Below are 23,007 nucleotides of genomic sequence, written 5' to 3'. Positions count from 1 at the left end.
TCAACAAATCCGAAATCTAAAATCTAAAATCTAAAATTATATTTTACCTTTGGCTTTTCAATAAAATACACATTATGGTTTATAAATTTAGAGTAATTCTCGATGCAGAAGAAGACATTTTTAGAGACATTGCTATACTTGCCGAGGATACTTTAGAAGATTTCCACAATGCCATTTTCAACTCTTTTGGATTTGACGGAATGGAAGTAGCTTCTTTTTACACTTGTGATGGCACTTGGAATCAGGAAGATGAAATTCCAATGTTTGATGCCGGCGATGTTCCAGGTGAACAAAAAACAATGAGCGATTACTTACTTTCGGACATTTTGGATACAGAAAACACCAAAATAATTTATGTTTACGATTTCATCAATATGTGGACTTTTCTGGTAGAATTAGCTGCTGTCGAAGAAATTTCTGCTGGAAATACGTATCCTGAAACTATTTTTTCCGTTGGTGAAATGCCAGCCGAAGCAATGGAAAAGCATTTCATTGCTGATGATGAAGAGGAAAATTATAACGAATTTGAAGATGACCTAGACGAGGAAGATCTTGATATGTTTGAAGGAGACGATAGTTTTGAAGACTATGGTTTTGAGGAAAATTGGAATTAAAAAAATAAGAAATTAATAATCAGGAACCAAGATGAAAGACTTCTATAGTGTCTGGCATCTTGGTTCTTTTGTCTAAAAAAACTAAAAAAAATGATCAACTTATTTAATACGCATATTGAAACTTTATCAATTCACAGAGTTGGAAACAAAAGCCGCAACGAGGCTATTTTCTTATCGGAACAATCAATCAATTTAAACGACGAAATTTTGCCTTTGATAAAAGAATATTTCTTCAAGCCTTTTAGAGATAAAGAGGAAAACTACTTTCAATTTGCCCACGAAGTCGATTTGGATTACAATGATATGTTTAAATTAGCTACTGAAATATTCGAAAATCCAAGTAGTTTACACGAAGTTTCCAAGAAAATTACGACTCATTTATTTGAGCAATCAAACCATCCTCACATTAAAAACGGGGAAGTTTATGTAGCGCATTTGACTAATGTAAATATCGACAACAATGTTGTGGATGCCATTGGGATATTCAAAAGCGAATTACAATCCGATTTTTTGCAGTTTGAAGAAAAAGATACCAATCTGGAAATGATTTTGCAACACGGGATAAACCTAAGTAAACTCGACAAAGGCTGTTTGATTTTTAATTACAAAAAAGAAGAAGGTTATAAAATACTGACTGTAGACAGCAATCGCTACGATGCTAGATATTGGTTAGAACATTTTCTTTCGGTAGATGCTTTTGAAGACGAGAATTTCATCACTAAAAAATACTTGAAATTCTGTCAAGGTTTTGCCAAAGATGTGGTTTTCCCAGCCGAAGACAAAAAAGAAGAAGTGATGTTTATGAATCGTTCTGTAAATTATTTTGCCAAAAATGACCAGTTTGAAGAAAGTAATTTTTTAAATGAAGTTCTGGATAATCCTGATTTACTTCCTGAATTTAAAAGTTACAAAGTTGATAAAGGAGAAAAATACAGCATCGAAGACGTAACATCATTCCCAATTGCCAATGCAGCCGTTTCTGATGCTAGGAAATCAATCAAAAATATAATCAGTCTTGATACAAACATTCAAATAAAAATGGATTTCATTAACCCTGAAAGCGCTGAAAAATATGTAGAAAAAGGTTGGGACGAAGAAAAACAGATGTATTATTATTTGGTATATTTCAATAAAGAAGTGAAAAATTAGTTTTCAGTTTTCAGTCGAAGTTCTCGAATTGAACCGAATCTTGCCTCGGCGAAGGAAAAGGAAAGGGTCAAGAAAACAGAATTCAATCCTCAATTATTAATATAATTGAGGATTTTTTATTTGTTCTCTTTATTCAGCATTCTTCTTTTGCTTTAAATTTATTATTTGTAGGTATTTAAATATATAAAAATTTATATTGTGTACTTAATCGATATTATTTGTATTTTAATCGTTTTTATTCTACATTTATTATCCCAAATCTAATAGACTTAATATGGACCACATCAAAATCAGAGAAAGAAATCTCTCCAGCAAAATTTTGTGTTCTTTCTTCGGACATAAAATTATCACTACCAGAAATGTGACGAATCACTTCAGGGAATATAAATGTTCTGTATGTGGTTTAGAATTGACAAATGATCTTAAAGGTCATAAAACATATCTGACTCCCGAGCTCAAAGACATTAATGAAACATTAAACAGTCTATACAAAAAAAAACATTACTCAATTTAATAAATCATCTAAAAGCCCCAAAAAGATGCTAACATTATTACTTATAAAAAGCCTTCTATTATTGAGACAATCGATAATAAGAAAACGCTTAGCCAGAACATCGGTAATTGATTTGCCGTTAAATTTAGAGCAAATTAAATACTAATTTATTTGAAATAGTTACATTAAATTTATTTAAAAATATTTATGGATTTATAATTCCGAGTAACAAAATCGAATGCGGAGCTTAAAACATTTCCCATAGATTTTGCTCTTTTGAAGTTCACATCATGTGTGTAATTAAACATTTCTAATTTTAGCTGCTCTATATGCTCCACAGGGGCAATACTATCGTTACCCATAATTTGCAATAATTTTTTGATACGGTATTCGGCCGAAAAAATTCTTTTGGCTAAAACTGCTCTTTCTTCATCTTTATATTGCTCTATGGAACTATTCTGTAGTTTGTCTTTGACCAATTTTACCATTGGATAATTTTCCTTAAAAAACTGTGGTCGATACACCTTGAAATTCCCTTCGTAACATTGCTGATCAAAATCGATAGGACGAATTTTGTATACTACCTGATCAAAGTCGTGACTAGGAACAATCACATAATTATATGCTCTCATATCACCAAGTAATCGAATCATACAGCGCTCATTAAACTTCACAAACTCTTTTGCGATTTGAGATTTTTCTGTTTCCGTACAATCCTTTAGCAACTTATTTATAAACACATCACCTGGGATTCCGATAATATGCTCTTCAATTAAAGTTTCTTTATATACTAAAAAATTTATTTTATCTGGAGATAGAATGTGCTCTAATTCAAGTCCGTAAACTCTGGAAGCGTCTGCTTTTTTTACATAAAAATGAGTGTAATTATCGTTTAGGATATTTCTAACTTTTATTCTGAAAGGCTTTGAATTTCCAAAAGTACAGTAGTCGATTGAATCGACATTCAAAAATTTAATTATGTTTAAATTCCCATCAGAAAGTAAAAGAGAATAGATTTTTTTTAAAACCAAATCTATTTCCAATCTTTCATATTCATTATAATACACTCGAATCCATAATGTATCTTGATTTTGTTTATCATATACAGTTACAGAACCCGAAAAACGCAATAAATCATCATAAGAAATTGCAACTTTGGATATACGGTCAAAACGCTCTAAATAATCCGATAGCGAATTATTTATAGGATAAGTAGGTTTCTTAAAAACCATTATTGGTACTTCACTCATTTTGAAAACATTTTATACAAATTTACATTAATATCGTTTGTTAATTCAAACTTAGACAATAAAATAGCGACCTTTTTATAATTGGAAAACTTGAATTCTGTATATCATTAAAGTCAATATTTAATAGTTTTCAAAAAACACTCATTTATATTATATTTGTAATACTATGAAATGGGCACAAACAATTATATTTTTCACATTTTTATGTTGCAATACATTTATTGTATCTGCACAAAATATTACTGTTGATGATACTAAAACAGCCCAACAACTTGTTGAAAAACTGGTAAACAGTGCTTGTGCCAACTTCACTAATTTTTCCGTAAGTGGTGATAATTTCACTCCTGGATATAATAGTTATGGTGAATTTACTAATGCTGGTGGGAGTTTTCCTTTTAAAGAAGGCATAGTCTTAAGCACTTGGAGTAGCATAAATTCTGTGGGACCTTTTGTCAGAAATCAGGGTAAAGGAAGTACTTCTTGGTTAGGCGATGCCGATTTGAATCAGGCATTAAGCATTACCTCTACTATTAATGCAACGTCTTTGGAATTTGATTTCGTACCACTGACCAGTTTCTTGAGTTTTAATTATATTTTTGCGTCAAATGAATATCAGGATGATTTTCCTTGTCGCTTTTCTGATGGTTTTGCCTTTCTGATAAAAGAAAAAGGCAGTACCGCAAATTATCAAAACTTGGCAGTAATTCCCGCGACAACAACTCCTGTATCCTCTAAAAACATTCACTCGTCAATCAGTTTTACAGACGGTTCTGGAAATGTAAAAAGTTGCCCCGGAAAAAATGAAAACTATTTTGGAAGCTCTAATATTTCGCCGACCAATACCAGCCTAATAAATTATGCCGGACAGACCATAGTTATGAATGCGCAAACGAATGTAGTCGTGGGAACAACCTATCACATAAAATTGGTAATTTCCGATGATGGTTCCAAAGATTTTGACTCAGCTGTATTTCTGCAAGCTGGAAGCTTTTCTCCAAAAATAGACTTAGGTCCAGATCGATTAATAACAAATAATCCTATTTGTGATGGAAATAGCTATGTAATTAACACACAATTATCGCCTACCTATACTTATAGATGGTATAAAGATGGCTCACTAACACCAATTTCAGGGCAAACAAATCCTTCTCTTACCGTAACTGACACAGGCAAATATAGGGTTGAAGTCGAATTGGGAAATCCAAATTGTACGGCAACTGGCGAAATAAGAATAGAATTCACTCCCAAAATTGTTTTATCAGACTTAACTTTGGCGCAATGTGATGATGATGGTAATGGAATAACTATTTTTAATTTAACCAAAGTAGACAACATCATAAAAAACAGTGATTTGACTTTAAGTGCCGTAGTTTATTATGAATCCCTATCTGACGCGAAAGGAAAATTAAATCCGATTGCGAATCCTGCAACATATCAAAACAAACCTTCAATTCCATCTCTTTTTGCCCGAGTTACAAATACTTTTGGTTGTGCAAATTATGCTGAAGTTAAACTTGTTATAGCCAACAATTCCATCGCCACACAAATTTCTGTATCCACTTGTGATGGAGATGCAGTTCAAGACGGTCTATATAAATTTGATTTGAATGCACAAGTGACACCACAAGTATTGTTTGGATTGCCAGCAGGAATGATAGTTGAATATTATTTAAACACAAGTGATGCCATTTCTCAAAAAAATCCTTTACCCAATATTTTCAGTAATACAGCAGCAAACCAACAAATTATTAAGGCCCGAATTGTAAACGGTCCTGATTGTTATGGTATCGTTTCAATAATGCTAGTAGTTAACACATTCAACCCACCCAATTTTCAGGACGAATTATCTTTTTTGTGCAAAGGGATTACAACTACTCTTTCAGTTTCTTCGGGCTTTTCGAGCTATTTATGGAATACTGGCGCTACTACAAATGTGATTCCTATTTCAGCTGCAGGCAATTATTCAGTTACTGTTACGGATGCAAATATTTGCACGGTTATTAAAAAATTCATTGTTACAAGTTCCGAAATTGCAACAATTACAGGTGCTATAGTAAATGATTTTGCAGCAAACGAGAATTCAGTTTTAATACAATATACCGGAGTTGGTAATTATGAATTTTCGCTTGACGGCTCTTATTTTCAAGACAATCCATTGTTTACAGGAATTGCTCCAGGAAATTATTTGGCTTATGTACGTGATAAAAATGGTTGTGGATTATCAGCCCCTTTTGAAATTTATGTTTTGGATTATCCACGCTTTTTTACTCCAAATGGTGACGGTTTTAATGATGTTTGGGGAATAAAAAATCTTGATTTATTTCCTAAAGCAACTACAACTATTTATGACCGCTATGGCAAATTTCTCAATGAACTTACTGCTATTAATCCCAGCTGGAATGGTACATATCTTAAAATTAACTTACCTGCCACCGACTATTGGTTCACTTTAAACTTTGGTGATGGGAAAATAATAAAAGGCCATTTTTCATTAAAAAGGTAGCTAATATTTATTATTTTTAGCAAATGAAAAAAACACTTTTTCTATTCTTTGTTTTCTCCTCCATAAGTTGTTTAGCACAGTTTAGCAAAACGCATTATATTCCGCCATTAACGGCTCAAAGCAATATGGCGGAAGACCAATATTTATATATTTCGACTCCGAATACAACCAACGTTAACTTTAAAATTATTGAAATTGGTGGAACTATAATAAATGGAGTCGTAAGCAATACTAAACCTTACAGGCACTTTATTGGACAAGGTGACACATCTCAATTATTCACGCCAAAAACTAGTATTGGAATTGTACAAAATAAGGGTTATATTGTTGAAGCCGAAGATTTAGTTTATGTAAGTGTAAGAGTTAATGCTTCCTTAAATAATACCGGAGGATATAATCATGCTGGAGGACTTGTATCCAAAGGAAATAGTGCACTTGGAAAAATATTTAGACTAGGTGCAATGCTCAATCCTCTTTATGATCAAAGTTTATTGAATTTTGCATCAATTCTATCCACAGAAAGCAATACCGTAATTACAATTTCTAATATTCCCGTTGGAACAATTTTTTCAGACGGCACAACTTATATTGGTCCAATAATCAAAACTTTAAACAAGAACGAAAGCTATGTTATAGCGTTAGAAAACATTAATGATGGGAATCCAATTTCTAACAGTTCCAAAATGATTGGGGCTTTAGTTGAATCTAACAAACCGGTAGTCGTGAATTCTGGTTCATTTGGAGGGAGTAATAGTTCGGTTGTTAATGCTCAAGGTAATAGCGGAAGGGATATAGGTTTTGATCAAATAGTTTCTTTTGAAAAAACAGGAAAGGAATACATTTTTGTAAAAGGTATCGGAACAAACGAATTGGAGCGCGTATTACTAATTGCACATAATCCAAACACAATAGTTTATTTGTATGGAAGCCCGACTCCTTTTACCACATTAGTTAATACCGGTGACAATGTTGTCATAGATGGTAGTCAATTTATTGATGGAAATTTATATGTTACAACATCCGAAAGTGTTTTTGCTTATCAAAGTATTGGAGGATCTAACACAACTAACAATCCTTCTGCCAATCAAAATTTATTTTTTGTACCACCATTAAATTGCGCCACACCAAACTCCGTCGATAATATTCCACAAATTCAATCAATCGGAAACACAACTTTTGTTGGAGGTTTAAACATAGTTACAGAAACAGATGCTTTAGTCAAAATAAATGGGGCGAATATCACAGCTTCAGCAGTTGCGATAATAGGAAATCCTGGTTTTTAGAGATATACCATCAATGGTTTGACTGGAAATATTAGCGTAAAATCTACAAAACAAGTTTATGTTTCTTATTTTGGCACCAATGGCGCAGCCACTTATGGTGGTTATTATTCCGGTTTCGACTTGAAACCCGAAATTGTATCCGACAAATTATCGGTTATCAATTCTTCTTGTATTCCAAATGTAGTTTTAAAAATTAACACTTTGTCATCCTATGACGTCTTTCAATGGTATAAAAATGATGCTGAAATTTCAGATGCTACAAGCAATTCTTATACTCCAACTCAGCCTGGATTTTATCAAGTAAGAGGTTCTATTTCTGCTTGTGGAACGACTATTTTTTCAGATAAAATTCCTGTAAGTGAATGTCCTACCAATTTAGATAATGATTTGGCTAACGACAACATTGATTTAGACAATGACAATGACGGAATTACTAATTGCACTGAATCGTATGGCAATCAAGACATCAATGTTTCGAATCCTAATCTAGGAAATATTAGTGTTGGCAATTATTCCAATTCATTTACTGGAACAATTTCAACAGCAGGAACTGGATTACCAGCAGGAACATTTACGGGAAGTGCAGATGGCAGTTTTGTAACTGAAATTCCTGCTGGAAAAGACAACAGCGTAACCTATACAATGACTTTTGCACAACCAATAAGTGTAGGAATTGAATATGTTCCTGCAGCGAATTCTTCTGATTTATTAAATGCTGATGCCGAATATGTTGTGAATTCAGACATTAATAAAACCATAACGGTTCTCAATCCAAACAATCAACTATTAATTGACACCAATTATGATGGTATTTACGAAACCGGAGTAACTGAGTATTCTTCATTTGAAATAAGATTTAGACTCAACAACACAACTCCTTTAGCCGCCGGAACTGGAACTTTCAAGTTTTTGACTTATTTGTCAAATACCATCAGTTTTACGCATAAAAATCTATCTGACGACCTGCCAAATAAATCAACTTTAAAGTTTTTTACAGCTTGTATTCCAAAAGATTCTGATGGCGATGGAATCGCCGATCAATTGGATTCCGACAGCGACAATGATGAAAACCCAGATACAATTGAAGCACAAATAAACGCTTCGGTTTCTTTATCAAATAATGATACTAATAATGACGGACTAGACAATGCTTTTGAACCAGGATTGATACCAGTTGATACTGACAATGACGGAGTTTTAGATTATTTAGATTTAGATAGTGATAACGACGGAATTCTGGATTCAGTTGAAACTGGAATTGACTCAGATGCTGATGGAATTCGAAATTACCGTGATTTAGACCTTGATAAGGATTTGTGTTATGATGTCATTGAAGCAGGCTTTACAGATGCCAATGGCGATGGACTTCTTGGAGGAATTGCTCCGCCTACAGTTGATTTAAATGGAATTGTTACTAGTGGGATTGGTTACTCAACTCCAAATATAAATTACATTACTTCTGCGCCAATTTTAATAACAACACAACCCATAGTTGCGCCAACTTGCGAATTACAAAATGCAACAATAACTTTAGTTGATAATGGTGTAAATGCGTATCAATGGCAACTTTCGAGCGATGGCATTACTTGGAATAATCTTGCTGATAATACAACTTATTCCGGAACAACAACAAATACCTTATTATTGACAAGTGTGACTAATTCGATGAATGGTTACAAATATCGCGTTCAATTGAGCAAGAATGGAAACTCTTGTGGTTTGACTTCAGCTGAAACCACTTTGACAGTATATGTTTTACCAGTTGTCAATGACATTTCTATTATACAATGTGATGATGATTTAGATGCGATTTCTAGTTTTAATCTAACGGTAAAAAACAATGTCATTTCAAGTGACTCTGCCAATGAGACTTTTACTTATTACACTTCTTTGGGTGGAGCTAATACTGCAATTCCGGCACAATTGATTGCAACACCATTAGCATTTACAAACACAACTGCAGGCTCAATGCCAGTTTGGGCTAGAGTTGCAAATTCAAATGGATGTTTTAGAACTTCGCAAATAACCTTAAAAGTTTTGGCAACCAATATCCCTTCAACTTACAACATTCAAGTTCCTCCTGCTTGTGATGACTTCTTGGACAGTAATGGAAATAATAATGCCAACAATAATAAACGAGACGGAATTGCAACTTTTGACTTAAGTCCAACTAAAGCAATCATTCAAAGTCTTTTACCAACAACAGTTGGAGTTGTTTACAATATCAATTATTATAGGAATCAGGCTGATGCCTTATCTGAACTGAATGTTATTACTGACATTGTCAATTATAGAAATATTGGTTATCCAATTACTCAAGATATTTGGGTTCGTGTCGATAGCGATGTAGACAATGCTTGTTATGGTTTAGGTCCCTTTGTGACTTTAACAGTTGAAAAATTACCTTTTGCAAATCCTGTTTCAATTCCAAGACAATGCGATGACGATCAGGATGGAATATATATTTTTAATACGGCTTCTTTAGAAACCACTTTATTAGGAACGAACCAAACGTTTCCGGTTACTGTGACCTATTTTGATGCTGCAAATAATCCTTTGAAGGATTCAAATGGTGTTCTGATTAACAGCCCATTTCCTGCTACTTTCTCAACAACCTCACAAACCATAAAAGCTGTCGTCACTAATAATACAACTTTGAAATGTTATGATGAAACAACCATTCAATTTATTGTTGATGATCTACCGGAAGCTTTCGCCGTTCCGGTTTCATTGACAACAATTTGCGATGATGAGTTAGATCCAATCACTCAAGATGGAAAATATGCTTTTGATACATCTACTTTTCAAACAACAATTTTGAACGGGCAAATTGGAATGACTGTAAAATACTTTGACGAAAATGGAAATTCATTACCAAGTCCGTTGCCAAATCCATTCATTACCAGGACGCAAAATGTAAAAGTTGTTGATGAAAATTCAATCAACACAACTTGTAGCGCCTCGATAACTATTCCATTTGTAGTGCTTCCTCTTCCAAAAATAAATTTGAACGCAGATGGAGGTGAAGATGAATTCGTCTGTACAAACGATCCTACTTTCTATGTTCAACTCAATGCGGGTATTAAGGATGGCTCTTCACCGGACAATTAAACTTATGTATGGTCAAAAGACGGAACTATTCTAATTGGTAAAACAGACTATACTTTAGATGTAAATTAAGAAGGTGTATATACTGTTGAAGTACTAAATAGCTTGGGTTGTGGTTACGGTCACAAACGAACAATCAAAGTTACTGCTTCGGATGTGGCACATATAGATTCTATTAAAATTGTTGATATGACTGACATCAATACTGTTACAGTGAATGTAACAGGAACAGGCGTTTATGAATACAGTTTAGACGAATATTATGGACCTTATCAAGATTCCAATTTCTTTGGGAATGTGCCAGCTGGAATTCACGATGTTTACATTAATGATAAAAATGGATGCAGGCCAATTACTAAAACCACGATTGCCGTTGTTGGTGTGCCAAAATTTTTCACTCCAAACAATGACGGATACAATGATTATTGGAGTGTAAAAGGAGTAAATGCTAGTTTCAATACCAATTCCATCATTTATATTTTTGATAGATATGGAAAACTCCTCAAACAATGGGTTCCTGCATCAAGTGAAGGTTGGGATGGAACCTTTAACGGAACCCCATTACCATCAGATGATTATTGGTACACAATAAAACTAGAAGACGGAAGAGAAGCAAAAGGTCATTTTAGTTTGAAACGGTAAATGAAACTCAGATATAAAGCATAAAAAAAGCCATTCTTTCGAATGGCTTTTCTAATATAAACATAGATTAGATTTTAAATCTTTTTCTATCAGTCTCTGTCAAATAGATTTTTCTCAAACGAATAGATTTTGGAGTAACCTCAACATATTCATCTTTTTGAATGTATTCTAAAGCTTCTTCCAATGAAAAAATAATTGGAGGGATAATCCTTGCTTTCTCATCATTTCCAGAAGAACGAACATTAGATTGTTTTTTCATTTTAGTAACGTTCACACACATATCATCGCTGCGAGAATTTTCTCCAATTACTTGACCTTCGTAAATTTCATCATTAGGACTAACGAAGAATTTACCACGATCTTGTAATTTATCAATAGAATAAGGAATTGCTTTTCCATTTTCCATAGAGATTAACGAACCATTATTACGTCCAGGAATTTCTCCTTTGAAAGGCTCATATCCTATGTAACGGTGTGACATAATTGCTTCACCGGCGGTAGCAGTCAACAATTGGTTACGCAATCCGATAATTCCACGAGATGGAATATTGAATTTTATAATCATACGTTCTCCTTTACCTTCCATACTCAACATTTCACCTTTTCGGATAGAAACAAACTCTACAGCTCTACCAGAAAGATTCTCTGGTAAATCGATAGTTAATTCCTCAATTGGCTCACATTTTTTACCATCAATTTCTTTAATAATAACTTGCGGTTGACCAATTTGCATTTCATATCCTTCTCTTCTCATTGTTTCAATAAGAACTGATAAGTGAAGAACTCCACGTCCAAAAACCATAAATTTATCAGCTGAATCAGTTTCACCCAATTTCATTGCAAGGTTTTTTTCCAATTCTTTTGTCAATCTGTCTCTAATATGTCGAGAAGTTACAAATTTTCCTTCTTTACCAAAGAAAGGTGAATCGTTAATAGTAAACAACATACTCATTGTAGGCTCATCAATAGCAATGGTTTGTAAAGCTTCTGGATTTTCAAAACAAGCGATAGTATCACCAATTTCAAAACCTTCCACTCCAATTATTGCACAAATATCTCCAGCAATTACTTCTTGCACTTTTTTACGTCCTAAACCTTCAAAAGTGTGTAATTCTTTTATTCTTGATTTTGTAATTTTCCCATCTCTTTTTACCAAAGAAATTGGCATTCCTTCTTTTAAGACACCTCTTTCAAGACGACCAATCGCGATACGACCAGTAAATGCAGAAAAATCTAAAGATGTAATCAACATTTGTGGTGTTCCTTCAGATACTTTTGGAGCTGGTACATTTTCAATAACCATATCTAACAATGCTTCAACATTATCAGTTACGTTTTCCCAATGATCAGACATCCAGTTATTTTTAGCTGAACCATAAACAGTTGGAAAATCCAATTGCCACTCTTCAGCACCCAATTCATACATTAAATCGAAAACTTTTTCATGAACTTCTTCAGGAGTACAGTTTTCTTTATCAACTTTATTAATAACAACGCATGGTTTTAAACCAAGGTCAAGTGCTTTTTGTAATACGAAACGTGTTTGTGGCATTGGACCTTCAAAAGCATCGACTAATAGACAAACTCCGTCTGCCATATTAAGTACTCGCTCAACTTCTCCACCAAAATCGGCGTGACCAGGAGTATCAATAATGTTAATTTTTATTCCTTTATAAACTACAGAAACATTTTTAGATGTAATTGTAATACCTCTTTCACGCTCCAAGTCATTATTATCAAGAATTAAGTCTCCAGCATTCTGGTTGTCACGAAATAAATGACAATGATACATAATTTTATCAACCAAAGTAGTTTTACCGTGATCGACGTGGGCAATAATTGCAATGTTTCTAATAGCTTCCATCTGAATTTTTTTAAGGTTGCAAAGGTACACTTTATTTTCATATAAAAAATCTTTATGTAATTGTTTGCAATTTGTTAACAAAATAGCATTCAAAAAATCTCATAAAATAAGTTTTAAATGATTTTTATTAATTACCTAATAATTTAATTATATTTGAATAATGAAAAACAAGACGAATCAAATAACCATAGTTTACATACTTGTATCCATATTTTTGGCTATTACTTATCGTGAAGTGTTAAAAAATATTCTACCAGCATATCATCATTCATTCAGTTTTATAAATGACATCTTATTTATATTTATCTCCGGAATAATTCTTAAGTATGTTTTATACAAAAATGACATTAAAAATTCTGAAATCTTTAAAAAATTGCAGCATACAAATAATGAAATTAAAGAGTCTAATGAGAGATATGATATTGTGTCAAAAGCAACGAGTGATACCATTTGGGATTGGAAAATTCAGGAAGACAGAATGACCTGGAACAAAGGAATTGAAGGTGTTTTTGGGTACAAACAAGATCAGATAGGGGAAAGTTCTAAATGGTGGTTTGATAACATTCATCCGGAGGACAGCATTAAAATGTCAATAAAACTATATTCCTTTATCGAACAAAAAACCGAAAAATGGCAAGATCAATATCGATTTAAATGTGCCGATGGTTCTTATAAATACGTTTTAGATAGGGGATTTATCTTAAAGGATGAAAATGGAAAATCCGTGAGAATGATTGGAGCAATTCAAGACATAACCAAACAAAAAGAAGAAGAACAACGACTTAAATTGTTAGAAACCGTAATTACTCACACCAAAGATTCCGTTATTATCACCGAAGCTGATTTAAATAACGAAAAAATACCTAATATCGTTTATGTAAATCCCGCATTTTCTGTTACTTCAGGATACAATTCCGATGAAATTATTGGAAAATCACCAAATATCTTTAAGGGTCCTAATTCTGACAGCCAAGAATATAAAAAACTAATTGACGCTATTAAAAACAAAGAAGAATGTCAGGTAGAAACTCTCAGTTACAAAAAAAACAAAGATGAATATTGGGTCAACTTCTCAATGTTGCCTGTTTATGATTCAGATGGAGAACTTTCGCATTGGGTTTCGATTCAAAGAGACATTTCAGAAGAGAAAAAGCAAGAAGTTGAAAAAGAGCAACTTATAAAGGAGTTAACTCAAAACAATAAAGATTTACAACAATTCTCCTATATTACTTCACACAATCTTAGAGCACCATTATCAAACTTAACCGGGCTATTGAATTTAATTAACGATATTCCTATAAAAGATCCAGAACTAAAAGAAATTTTGGATGGATTTAATAAATCTACTCATTTGTTAAACGACACAATTAATGACTTGGTAAAAGTAATCATCATTAAAGACAATCCATCTATTGAAAAGGAGAATCTAATGCTAAAAGACATTTTTGAAGACGTTTTTAGTCAACTTGAATTTCTAATTGGCTTGCACAAACCCATAATAAAATTTGACTTTGAACAAGTCTCATTTTTAAATACAAACAAGTCTTACTTAGAGAGTATTTTATTAAACCTATTGACAAATGCGATAAAATACAAATCCGAAACCCGAAAATTAAAAATAAATATAACGGCCAAACAATTTGATGATGATGTTGTTTTAATCTTTAAGGATAACGGAATTGGAATCGATTTAGAAAGAAATAGAGATAAAATTTTCGGACTCTATCAAAGATTTCATGACTATCCTGACAGCAAAGGATTAGGGTTATATCTTGTAAAATCCCAAGTGGAAACTATGGGAGGAACTATTAGTATAGAAAGTAAAGTTAATATTGGAACTACATTTACATTAACGTTTAAAAATAAATAAAATGTTAGAAACAGTTTTATGCATTGATGACGACCCCATAACTCTGATGTTATGCAAAATGGTCATTACCAAGGCATCTTTTTCAAATGAAATAGCTACAGCCAAAAACGGAGAAGAAGCTCTTAAATACTTTAATGCACTCAATCAAACTAATTCCAATAGCGAATTTAAAAAACAACCCCAATTGATCTTTTTAGATTTAAATATGCCCGTAATGGGAGGCTGGGATTTTTTGGATAGTTTTAGTACCGCAGAGTATTCTGATTATAATGATACAAAAGTTATCATTCTTTCCTCAACAATTGATCCTGAAGATTTAGAAAAATCAAAAAAATATCCAATGGTAATTGATTTTTTATCAAAACCCATTTCTAAAGAAATGCTCGAATACTTAAAAGATAAAATTTAATAATACTCCATAAAAAAAGCCCCGCAAACTGCGGGGCTTTTCTATATTAACAAATTGTAATTATTACAATTTAGCTACGTGTTTCGTTAATTTAGATTTTAAATTAGACGCTTTGTTATCATGAATGATATTCTTTTTAGCTAATTTATCAATCATAGATATTACGCTTGACAATTTTGAAGTAGCATCTACTTTATCAGTTGCTATTCTTAATGCTTTAATTGCATTACGAGTAGTTTTATGTTGATATCTGTTTAAAACTCTTCTTTTTTCGTTGCTTCTAATTCTCTTTAAAGCTGACTTATGATTTGCCATTTTCTTGAATGATTTTTTCTTTATTAATTTTTTATTGTAGTCCCTAGGGGAATCGAACCCCTCTTACCAGGATGAAAACCTGGCGTCCTAACCGATAGACGAAGGGACCATCCTTCTGTAATGCGGATGCAAAAATACAACTATTTTTTAGACGTGCAATAGTAGGCGCAAAAAAAATTATTTTTTTTTAATATGCCTTCGCAAATAAAACTCTTCCAATCGAAGAATTCCCAGTGAGAATACAGGTTCCAGCCTGCTCTACTCTATTTAAAGGGATACATCTAATAGTAGCTTTTGTCAAGTTTTTTATTTTCTCTTCAGTTTCAGCAGTTCCGTCCCAATGAGCAGATACAAAGCCTCCTTTACCATCTAAAACAGCTACAAACTCCTCAAAACTATTTACTTCCGTTATATGAGTATCTCGATAATCAAGAGCTTTATTAAATAAATCGACTTGAATTTGTTCCAAAAGATTTTTGATATAAATCGCAATTCCGTCTTTAGAAACTATCTCTTTTGACAAATTATCGCGTCTTGCAACCTCAAAAGTTCCGTTTTCTATATCCTTTGGTCCTACTGCAATTCGAACAGGAACTCCTTTTAATTCCCATTCAGCAAACTTAAATCCTGGTTTTTGAGTTGTTCTATTGTCAAATTTCACAGAAATATTAAGTTTTTTTAATTCTGAAGTTAATTTATTCACTACAGCAGAGATTTCTTCTAATTGTTCCTCTGTTTTATAAATAGGAACAATAACCACTTGAATTGGCGCCAAAGATGGAGGTAAAACTAATCCTTTATCATCTGAATGAGTCATTACCAAAGCACCCATCAATCTAGTAGAAACTCCCCAAGAAGTTCCCCATACATGTTCTTGTTTTCCTTCGGCATTTGCAAATTTTACATCAAAAGCTTTGGCGAAATTCTGCCCTAAAAAGTGTGAAGTTCCGGCTTGCAATGCCTTACCATCCTGCATTAAGGCTTCGATACAATAGGTTTCTTCAGCGCCTGCAAAACGTTCGGTTTCAGTTTTCAAACCCTTTATCACTGGAATTGCCATAAAATTCTCGGCAAAATCAGCATATACATTCATCATTTTTTCAGATTCCTCAATAGCTTCACTTCTTGTTGCATGAGCGGTATGTCCTTCTTGCCATAAAAACTCAGCCGTTCTAAGAAACAATCGAGTTCTCATTTCCCATCGAACAACATTTGCCCATTGATTAATTAATAAAGGTAAATCTCTATAAGATTGAACCCATCCTTTATAAGTGGACCAAATTATTGCTTCACTTGTAGGACGAACAATGAGTTCTTCTTCGAGTTTTGCATTGGGATCTACCATTAATTTACCCGGATTATCAGGGTCATTTTTCAATCTATAATGAGTCACAATGGCACATTCTTTGGCGAAACCTTCGGCATTTTTTTCTTCGGCTTCAAACATACTTTTTGGAACAAACAAAGGAAAATAAGCGTTTTGATGCCCTGTTTCTTTGAACATTCTATCTAATTCTGCTTGCATTTTTTCCCAAATTGCATAGCCGTAAGGTTTGATAACCATACATCCTCTAACTCCTGAATTTTCAGCTAAATCGGCTTTTACAACCAGCTCGTTATACCATTTTGAATAATCTTCTTCTCGTGTGGTTAGGTTCTTGCTCATATTGAATAGTTTGGCACAAATTTTGTTTTGTTAATTTTAACTAAATAGTTCCGCAAAACTAACTATTTTTGTATTGTCCAACAATAAAAAACCCTATTGATATGAAAACTAATATTTTTTCCTCCCAAAAAGCTATACTTTATTCATTGATTGGATTTTTAAGTGCTCTACTAACATCTTGTGGGTCTTATCAAAATAGTTCTTATTATAACAATGACGGTATATATGGAGCTTCAGGAAATGTAACTCAAACTAGTTCAAGCAATCATTACAAAGAGTATTTTAACTCTTTGCAAAATGAAAATAACACTATAAATGACACAACTGTAGTAATAACCCAAGACTATCCTGACTGGGGAAACAATACTTCAACAACTTCTGTAAATGTATATGCGGATCCTTGGAGTATGTCATTTGGTTTTGGTTTTGGTTTTGGATATGGTTATCCTTATTATGGTGGTTACGGTTATGGATATGGCTACCCATATTATGGTTACGGTTGGGGTTATCCTTACTATGGATATGGTTGGGGTTATCCTTACTATGGTGGATACTATCCTTATTACGGATATGGCTATAATAACAATTATTCCTATAATTCAAGCCGAAGAGGTTCTTCTTACGGCAATAGGGTAGATGGCGGTAGATATTCTCAAAGCCAAACCAATGCAACACGAGGAACAAATTATTCTAATGTTAGAAGAGGTTCTACCAATAGCGCAACTAGAAACAGTTCGTCATTTATGACAAGAGATTATACCCAAAATAATTCTAACTATAATTCGTCAAGAACAAGAACTAACACTAATACAAACGGCACCAGAAGTTCTAGCTATTCCAACACAAGAACTTATAGTCCTAGCTCAAATAGTTCAAATAGCTATAATAGCGGAAGCAGTAGCAGTAGATCGTCTGGCGGTGGCGGATATAGTGGCGGTGGAAGATCATCTGGCGGTGGCGGTGGCGGTGGAAGAAGATAATTGTTTTTTCGTTTTGTAAAAAAGTATAAAACCTTAATTGAAAAAAGATGAAAAATTACTTATTCCTTTTATTTGCTGGGTTCACTTTTAGTGTTGCTCAATCACAAGAAATTCCTGACGTCATTCGTTATGCACAAGATAATTTAAACGGAACAGCTCGTTTCAGAGCTATGAGTGGTGCTTTTGGAGCACTTGGCGGAGATTTGTCATCCATAAATGTAAATCCTGCAGGTTCTGCCGTTTTTACAAATAATCAAATCACGATAACCCTAAGTACTTTCAATACGAAAAATGATTCTAATTATTTTGGAACAACCACTTCAACTTCTGACAATTCTTTTGACTTGAATCAGACTGGAGGTGTTTTTGTTTTTAAAAACCAAAATCCATCTGGTGATTGGAAAAAGTTTTCGATGGCGATCAACTATGAAAATATGAATAATTTTGACAATTCAGTATTTTCTGCTGGAACTAATCCAACTAATTCTGTTGCCAATTATTTTGTAAGTTATGCAAATGGTGTACCAAAAACCGTTTTAGATAACTCAAGCTATGGCGAATTAGATCACGGAGGTCAACAAGCTTATTTGGGATACTGGGGCTATGCAATCAATCCAGTAAATGATACCGACAACAACACACAATATGTTTCAAACGTTACTGCTGGTGGCAATTATCATCAGGAAAATAGCATCTATTCTAATGGATATAACGGAAAATTATCTTTTAACGCTGCCACTTCATATAAAGATAAATTGTATTTAGGCATAAACTTAAATTCGCATTTCACAGATTTTACACAATCTTCAAGTTTTTATGAACACAATAATAACCCTGTGAATGCTGAATATACTGTAAAAAACTTACGCTTTGATAATAACTTATACACTTACGGCACAGGATTTTCATTTCAAATTGGAGCCATTGCAAAAGTCTCGAATGAAATTCGTTTGGGATTGGCTTATGATTCGCCTGTATGGTATAATTTGAGTGATGAGTTCTCGCAAAAATTAGTTGCTGTGAGTGCAAATACTATTAATGAATTACCCCCAGATATTCCAGACTCACAAATTATCAATTATTATGCTCCTTACGAATTAGATACTCCAGGGAAACTCACTGGAAGTTTTGCATATGTCTTTGGGAAAACCGGATTAATAAGCATTGATTACTCCATAAAAGATTATGGTAGCACTCATTTTAGACCAGAAAATGACCCTTATTATAGAGAAGTAAATAATGAAATGAATAACATTCTTAATAATTCAGGGGAACTGAGAATAGGTGCCGAATATAAAATCAAGGAATGGAGTCTTCGAGGCGGATATCGTTTTGAAGAAAGTCCATACAAAAACGGAACAACTATTGGTGACTTGAATAGTTTTTCCGGAGGTTTAGGATATAATTTTGGGATGTTTAAATTAGATTTTTCATATTCTAATGCACAAAGGAATTCGCAACAAGGATTCTTTAACCAAGGTTTTACTGATGGAGCCGGAATCAATAGAACAAACAATAACTTCTCAATGACTTTATTGTTTGAAATGTAGCCTTTTAGATAATAAATTTTAATAGAAAACCATTTCATTTATTGAAGTGGTTTTTTGATTTCAAAAGCTCATAAATAAACAAAGATTTATGCTCCTTAAAATAAAAATTGTAATTTTGCCAACTTCCCAAATTATAGGGATTATAAATATATGAGAACCAAGTCTTTAAAAAAAAATAGAATAAACGTGATCACTCTAGGGTGTTCAAAAAATGTGTACGACAGTGAAGTGCTAATGGGGCAACTAAAAGCCAGCGGAAAAGATGTCGTTCACGAAGAAGAAGGAAACATCGTTGTTATCAATACCTGTGGATTTATTGATAATGCCAAGGCAGAATCAGTAAATATGATTTTAGAATATGCTGACAAAAAAGAGCGAGGTTTAGTCGATAAAGTTTTTGTAACCGGATGCTTATCCGAACGTTACAGACCTGATTTAGAAAAAGAAATACCCAATGTTGACCAATTCTTTGGCACAACCGAATTGCCTGCATTACTAAAAGCTTTGGGAGCTGATTATAAACATGAATTGCTAGGCGAACGTTTGACGACGACTCCAAAAAATTATGCTTATTTAAAAATTGCCGAAGGCTGCGACAGACCTTGTAGTTTTTGTGCCATTCCATTAATGAGAGGCAAACACGTTTCACAAACCATAGAAAAACTGGTAAGAGAAGCCGAAGGTTTGGCTAAAAATGGCGTGAAAGAATTAATATTGATTGCCCAAGATTTGACTTATTATGGTTTAGATATATACAAAAAACGTAATCTTGGAGAATTATTAGAAGCATTGGTAAAAGTCGAAGGTATTGAATGGATTCGTTTGCATTATGCCTTTCCTACTGGTTTCCCAATGGATGTTTTGGAAATTATGAAGCGCGAACCTAAGATTTGTAATTATATCGATATTCCTTTGCAACACATTTCTGATTCGATTTTGAAATCCATGAAACGTGGAACGACGAAAGAAAAAACTACCAAATTATTGCAAGAATTTCGCAAAGCTGTTCCCGGAATGACCATTAGAACCACATTAATTGTTGGTTATCCTGGCGAAACTCAGGAAGATTTCGAAATTTTGAGAGATTGGGTGCAGGAAATGAAGTTCGAGCGTTTAGGCTGTTTTACTTATTCACATGAAGAAAATACAGGTGCTTATGATTTGGTTGACGATGTTCCCGAAAACGTGAAACAAGATCGTGCCAACGAAATTATGGAAATTCAATCGCAAATTTCCTGGGATTTGAACCAAGAAAAAATTGGTAAAACCTTTCGTTGTATTATCGACAGAAAAGAAGGCGAGCATTTTGTGGGAAGAACCGAATTCGACAGTCCGGATGTTGACAATGAAGTCCTTATTGACGCGTCAAAACATTATGTAAAAACTGGAGAATTTGTAATGGTGAAAATTACTGATGCAACAGAGTTTGATTTATTTGCAGAACCTGTTTAAATTTACAATTTTAAAACTCTAAATATGAAAACGACAAAAACATTTTTAGCAATCTTATTTATGTTATTATCGATTACTACAATTTCTGCACAATATGGAAATGGTGGTTACGGTGGAAATAATGGATACGGTGGAAATGGATATGGAAATCGGGGCGGAATGAGCCAAATGGGCGGAATAAACCAACGAAGTGAACCCGAAAAACCAAAAGAAATACCTGCTGAAGTAACTGTTGCCAAAGTAATGGAGGACATGAAACCTGCTGTTGAACTTGACGAGCTTCAAGTAATTGCCATATCTAATGTTCTTATTGAAAGCATCAACACTCAAGGCAGAATTCTAAAACAAGATTCTACTCAAGACGAACAAATAAAAGATTTTCAGGCTCTTTCAGAAAATACTGATAGACAGATTATGAACTTTTTGAATAAAGATCAAAAAGAAAAATACCTTGCTTTTAAAGAAGAACGGAAGAATCCTAAAAAATCAAAATCAAAAGATAAAAAGAAATAATTCCTCTTTTTTGAACTTAACTTACGATCAAACGGCATGAAACATTTCTCAATAAGCTTTATTTATTTCCTGATAATAGCAATTATAACGACTTCCTGTTCGACTAATCCTTATAAAAAAAGCGAAAAATCATACAAAGAACAGCTTCATAACTATAAAGATAAGATTTCAAATATGGAACCGGCTAAGTTGGAAACCAGCAATACTGCCATATTGCCAAGTGAACTAGCTCCCGTTGATCCTTTAATTCTATACAAGGATACTTTATCCATAAAAGCTCCAATTGCATTACAAAACGGCATTAGTACCGAATGGATAAGCACCGTAAATTTCAATCTTAGGAAGCCAAATTTTATTATTATTCATCATACTGCTCAGGATTCATTAGCGCAAACATTAAAAACCTTTACCACAACAAAACCTCAAGTAAGTGCTCATTATGTAATTGCTGATGATGGAAGAGTCGTTCAAATGGTAAATGATTACCTTAGGGCTTGGCACGGAGGAACTTCTTCTTGGGGCAAAAATACTGATATTAATTCGGCATCAATAGGAATCGAATTAGACAATAACGGCATCAAACCTTTTTCTGATAAACAAATAATAAGCCTTTTAGCTTTGCTTACAAAATTGAAGAAGGATTATAATATTCCAACTCAAAACATAATTGGACATTCAGACATTGCACCAACTCGAAAAACAGATCCAAGTGCCTTGTTTCCTTGGAAACTTTTAGCTTTGAATGGTTTTGGTATCTGGCCGGATGAAGTTTTAGAAATCGCACCAGTTGACTTCAATGTGGAACAAGCGTTGAGAATCATTGGATACAACACCAAAAATCTTCCTTCTGCTATTTCAGCTTTCAAACTTCATTATATTCAAACTGAAGTTGATAGTGTTTTAGATGAAAAAACTATCAATACTATTTATAATATTTATATGAAACAATAGTTTCCTTTAATGAGTTACAATAAAAAATGGCTTTTTGAAAGAATCAAAAGGCCATTTTTATTTATAAAAAAACTGCCAAAACACTAAAAAGCTTCTTGGCAGTAAAAAAAATATTTTTAATATTATAGAATACTCAAATTAGAATCCGTAAACAACGGCTACAAGAAATTGAGAAGCAGATTTAGTAGGAGCCATATCCGAATCAACAAATACATCTTCAGAAGCACTATCAAGTCTCAACTCTGGAATAATTGCGAAACCACCTACTTTATAATTACCAGATAAAGTGAAAGCTGTTACATCTTTATCTCCTGAACCTTCTTTAAATTTAAAATATTCAGCACGTAATCCTAAAGCAAAAGCATCAGTAAGTGCATATGAAGGATATAAAGCTA

19 protein-coding genes and 1 tRNA gene are annotated in these 23,007 nt (G+C 33.3%); 14 read left to right on the top strand and 6 right to left on the bottom strand.

The features are described 5' to 3' along the window. Positions 1 to 74: 74 nt before the first annotated feature. The 3 genes from ACH2BV_RS07275 to ACH2BV_RS07265 all read left to right on the top strand — a co-directional run bounded on the left by ACH2BV_RS07275 (position 75) and on the right by ACH2BV_RS07265 (position 2,277). The gene (locus tag ACH2BV_RS07275) at positions 75 to 614 is read left to right on the top strand and encodes a hypothetical protein (protein WP_395050062.1); all 540 of its coding nucleotides are present in this window, start codon (positions 75 to 77) and stop codon (positions 612 to 614) included. Positions 615 to 704: 90 nt separating this feature from the next. Further along, a complete protein-coding gene (locus tag ACH2BV_RS07270; protein WP_395050061.1) occupies positions 705 to 1,763 on the top strand; it encodes a nucleoid-associated protein in 1,059 nt (352 codons plus the stop codon). Between the two features lie 274 nt (positions 1,764 to 2,037). Further along, entirely contained in the window at positions 2,038 to 2,277 is a 240-nt protein-coding gene (locus ACH2BV_RS07265) for a hypothetical protein (RefSeq protein ID WP_395050060.1), read from the top strand. Between the two features lie 170 nt (positions 2,278 to 2,447). Here the strand turns inward: ACH2BV_RS07265 and ACH2BV_RS07260 are convergent, their stop codons facing one another. Next, complete coding sequence (locus ACH2BV_RS07260) at positions 2,448 to 3,506, bottom strand: hypothetical protein (RefSeq protein ID WP_395050059.1); 1,059 nt, start codon at positions 3,504 to 3,506, stop codon at positions 2,448 to 2,450. Positions 3,507 to 3,672: 166 nt separating this feature from the next. Between ACH2BV_RS07260 and ACH2BV_RS07255 the strand changes: the two genes are divergently transcribed. From ACH2BV_RS07255 to ACH2BV_RS07240, 4 genes are all read left to right on the top strand, one after another. Then, complete coding sequence (locus tag ACH2BV_RS07255) at positions 3,673 to 6,009, top strand: choice-of-anchor L domain-containing protein (RefSeq protein WP_395050058.1); 2,337 nt, start codon at positions 3,673 to 3,675, stop codon at positions 6,007 to 6,009. Between the two features lie 23 nt (positions 6,010 to 6,032). Then, positions 6,033 to 7,292: an IgGFc-binding protein gene (locus tag ACH2BV_RS07250; protein WP_395050057.1), complete on the top strand. Its 1,260-nt coding sequence runs from the start codon at positions 6,033 to 6,035 to the stop codon at positions 7,290 to 7,292. A gap of 18 nt (positions 7,293 to 7,310) precedes the next feature. Beyond that, positions 7,311 to 10,403, top strand: coding sequence for a hypothetical protein (locus tag ACH2BV_RS07245; RefSeq protein WP_395050056.1), 3,093 nt, complete (start codon positions 7,311 to 7,313; stop codon positions 10,401 to 10,403). A 102-nt stretch (positions 10,404 to 10,505) separates the two neighbouring features. Then, positions 10,506 to 11,042, top strand: a complete 537-nt coding sequence (locus tag ACH2BV_RS07240; protein ID WP_395050055.1) for a T9SS type B sorting domain-containing protein — start codon at positions 10,506 to 10,508, stop codon at positions 11,040 to 11,042. A gap of 67 nt (positions 11,043 to 11,109) precedes the next feature. Here the strand turns inward: ACH2BV_RS07240 and typA are convergent, their stop codons facing one another. Continuing rightward, entirely contained in the window at positions 11,110 to 12,906 is a 1,797-nt protein-coding gene (gene typA / locus ACH2BV_RS07235; protein ID WP_395050054.1) for a translational GTPase TypA, read from the bottom strand. Between the two features lie 160 nt (positions 12,907 to 13,066). On the opposite strand from typA, the gene ACH2BV_RS07230 reads away from it, so the two are divergent. Both ACH2BV_RS07230 and ACH2BV_RS07225 read left to right on the top strand, forming a co-directional pair. Further along, entirely contained in the window at positions 13,067 to 14,776 is a 1,710-nt protein-coding gene (locus tag ACH2BV_RS07230) for a PAS domain S-box protein (protein ID WP_395050053.1), read from the top strand. A 1-nt stretch (position 14,777) separates the two neighbouring features. Continuing rightward, on the top strand, positions 14,778 to 15,185 hold the full coding sequence (locus tag ACH2BV_RS07225; protein WP_395050052.1) for a response regulator: 408 nt from the start codon (positions 14,778 to 14,780) through the stop codon (positions 15,183 to 15,185). A 63-nt stretch (positions 15,186 to 15,248) separates the two neighbouring features. Here ACH2BV_RS07225 and rpsT read toward each other — a convergent pair whose 3' ends face one another. From rpsT to proS, 3 genes are all read right to left on the bottom strand, one after another. After that, on the bottom strand, positions 15,249 to 15,500 hold the full coding sequence (rpsT, locus tag ACH2BV_RS07220) for a 30S ribosomal protein S20 (RefSeq protein WP_039109573.1): 252 nt from the start codon (positions 15,498 to 15,500) through the stop codon (positions 15,249 to 15,251). 37 nt (positions 15,501 to 15,537) lie between these two features. Next, positions 15,538 to 15,609: transfer RNA gene (locus tag ACH2BV_RS07215), tRNA-Glu, on the bottom strand. A 78-nt stretch (positions 15,610 to 15,687) separates the two neighbouring features. Further along, complete coding sequence (gene proS, locus ACH2BV_RS07210) at positions 15,688 to 17,166, bottom strand: proline--tRNA ligase (protein WP_395050051.1); 1,479 nt, start codon at positions 17,164 to 17,166, stop codon at positions 15,688 to 15,690. Between the two features lie 101 nt (positions 17,167 to 17,267). Here proS and ACH2BV_RS07205 point away from each other — a divergent pair, with 101 nt between their 5' ends. From ACH2BV_RS07205 to ACH2BV_RS07185, 5 genes are all read left to right on the top strand, one after another. Then, positions 17,268 to 18,146, top strand: coding sequence for a hypothetical protein (locus tag ACH2BV_RS07205; RefSeq protein ID WP_395050050.1), 879 nt, complete (start codon positions 17,268 to 17,270; stop codon positions 18,144 to 18,146). A gap of 47 nt (positions 18,147 to 18,193) precedes the next feature. Then, positions 18,194 to 19,696 carry an OmpP1/FadL family transporter gene (locus ACH2BV_RS07200; protein ID WP_395050049.1) on the top strand — a complete coding sequence of 501 codons (1,503 nt, stop codon included), beginning with the start codon at positions 18,194 to 18,196 and terminating at the stop codon, positions 19,694 to 19,696. 150 nt (positions 19,697 to 19,846) lie between these two features. Beyond that, positions 19,847 to 21,148, top strand: coding sequence for a 30S ribosomal protein S12 methylthiotransferase RimO (gene rimO, locus ACH2BV_RS07195; protein ID WP_395050048.1), 1,302 nt, complete (start codon positions 19,847 to 19,849; stop codon positions 21,146 to 21,148). 24 nt (positions 21,149 to 21,172) lie between these two features. Then, entirely contained in the window at positions 21,173 to 21,661 is a 489-nt protein-coding gene (locus ACH2BV_RS07190; protein ID WP_395050047.1) for a hypothetical protein, read from the top strand. Between the two features lie 36 nt (positions 21,662 to 21,697). Beyond that, entirely contained in the window at positions 21,698 to 22,612 is a 915-nt protein-coding gene (locus ACH2BV_RS07185) for an N-acetylmuramoyl-L-alanine amidase (protein ID WP_395050046.1), read from the top strand. Between the two features lie 138 nt (positions 22,613 to 22,750). Here the strand turns inward: ACH2BV_RS07185 and ACH2BV_RS07180 are convergent. Then, positions 22,751 to 23,007, bottom strand: a 257-nt coding sequence (locus ACH2BV_RS07180; protein WP_395050045.1) for an outer membrane beta-barrel protein, incomplete at its 5' end; no start/stop codon positions are given.

The sequence above is a fragment of the Flavobacterium sp. genome, from assembly GCF_043780635.1.
GTDB lineage: Bacteria > Bacteroidota > Bacteroidia > Flavobacteriales > Flavobacteriaceae > Flavobacterium.
Note: the sequence above shows the minus strand (reverse complement) of the source record. Positions and strands in the feature narration are given on the sequence as shown.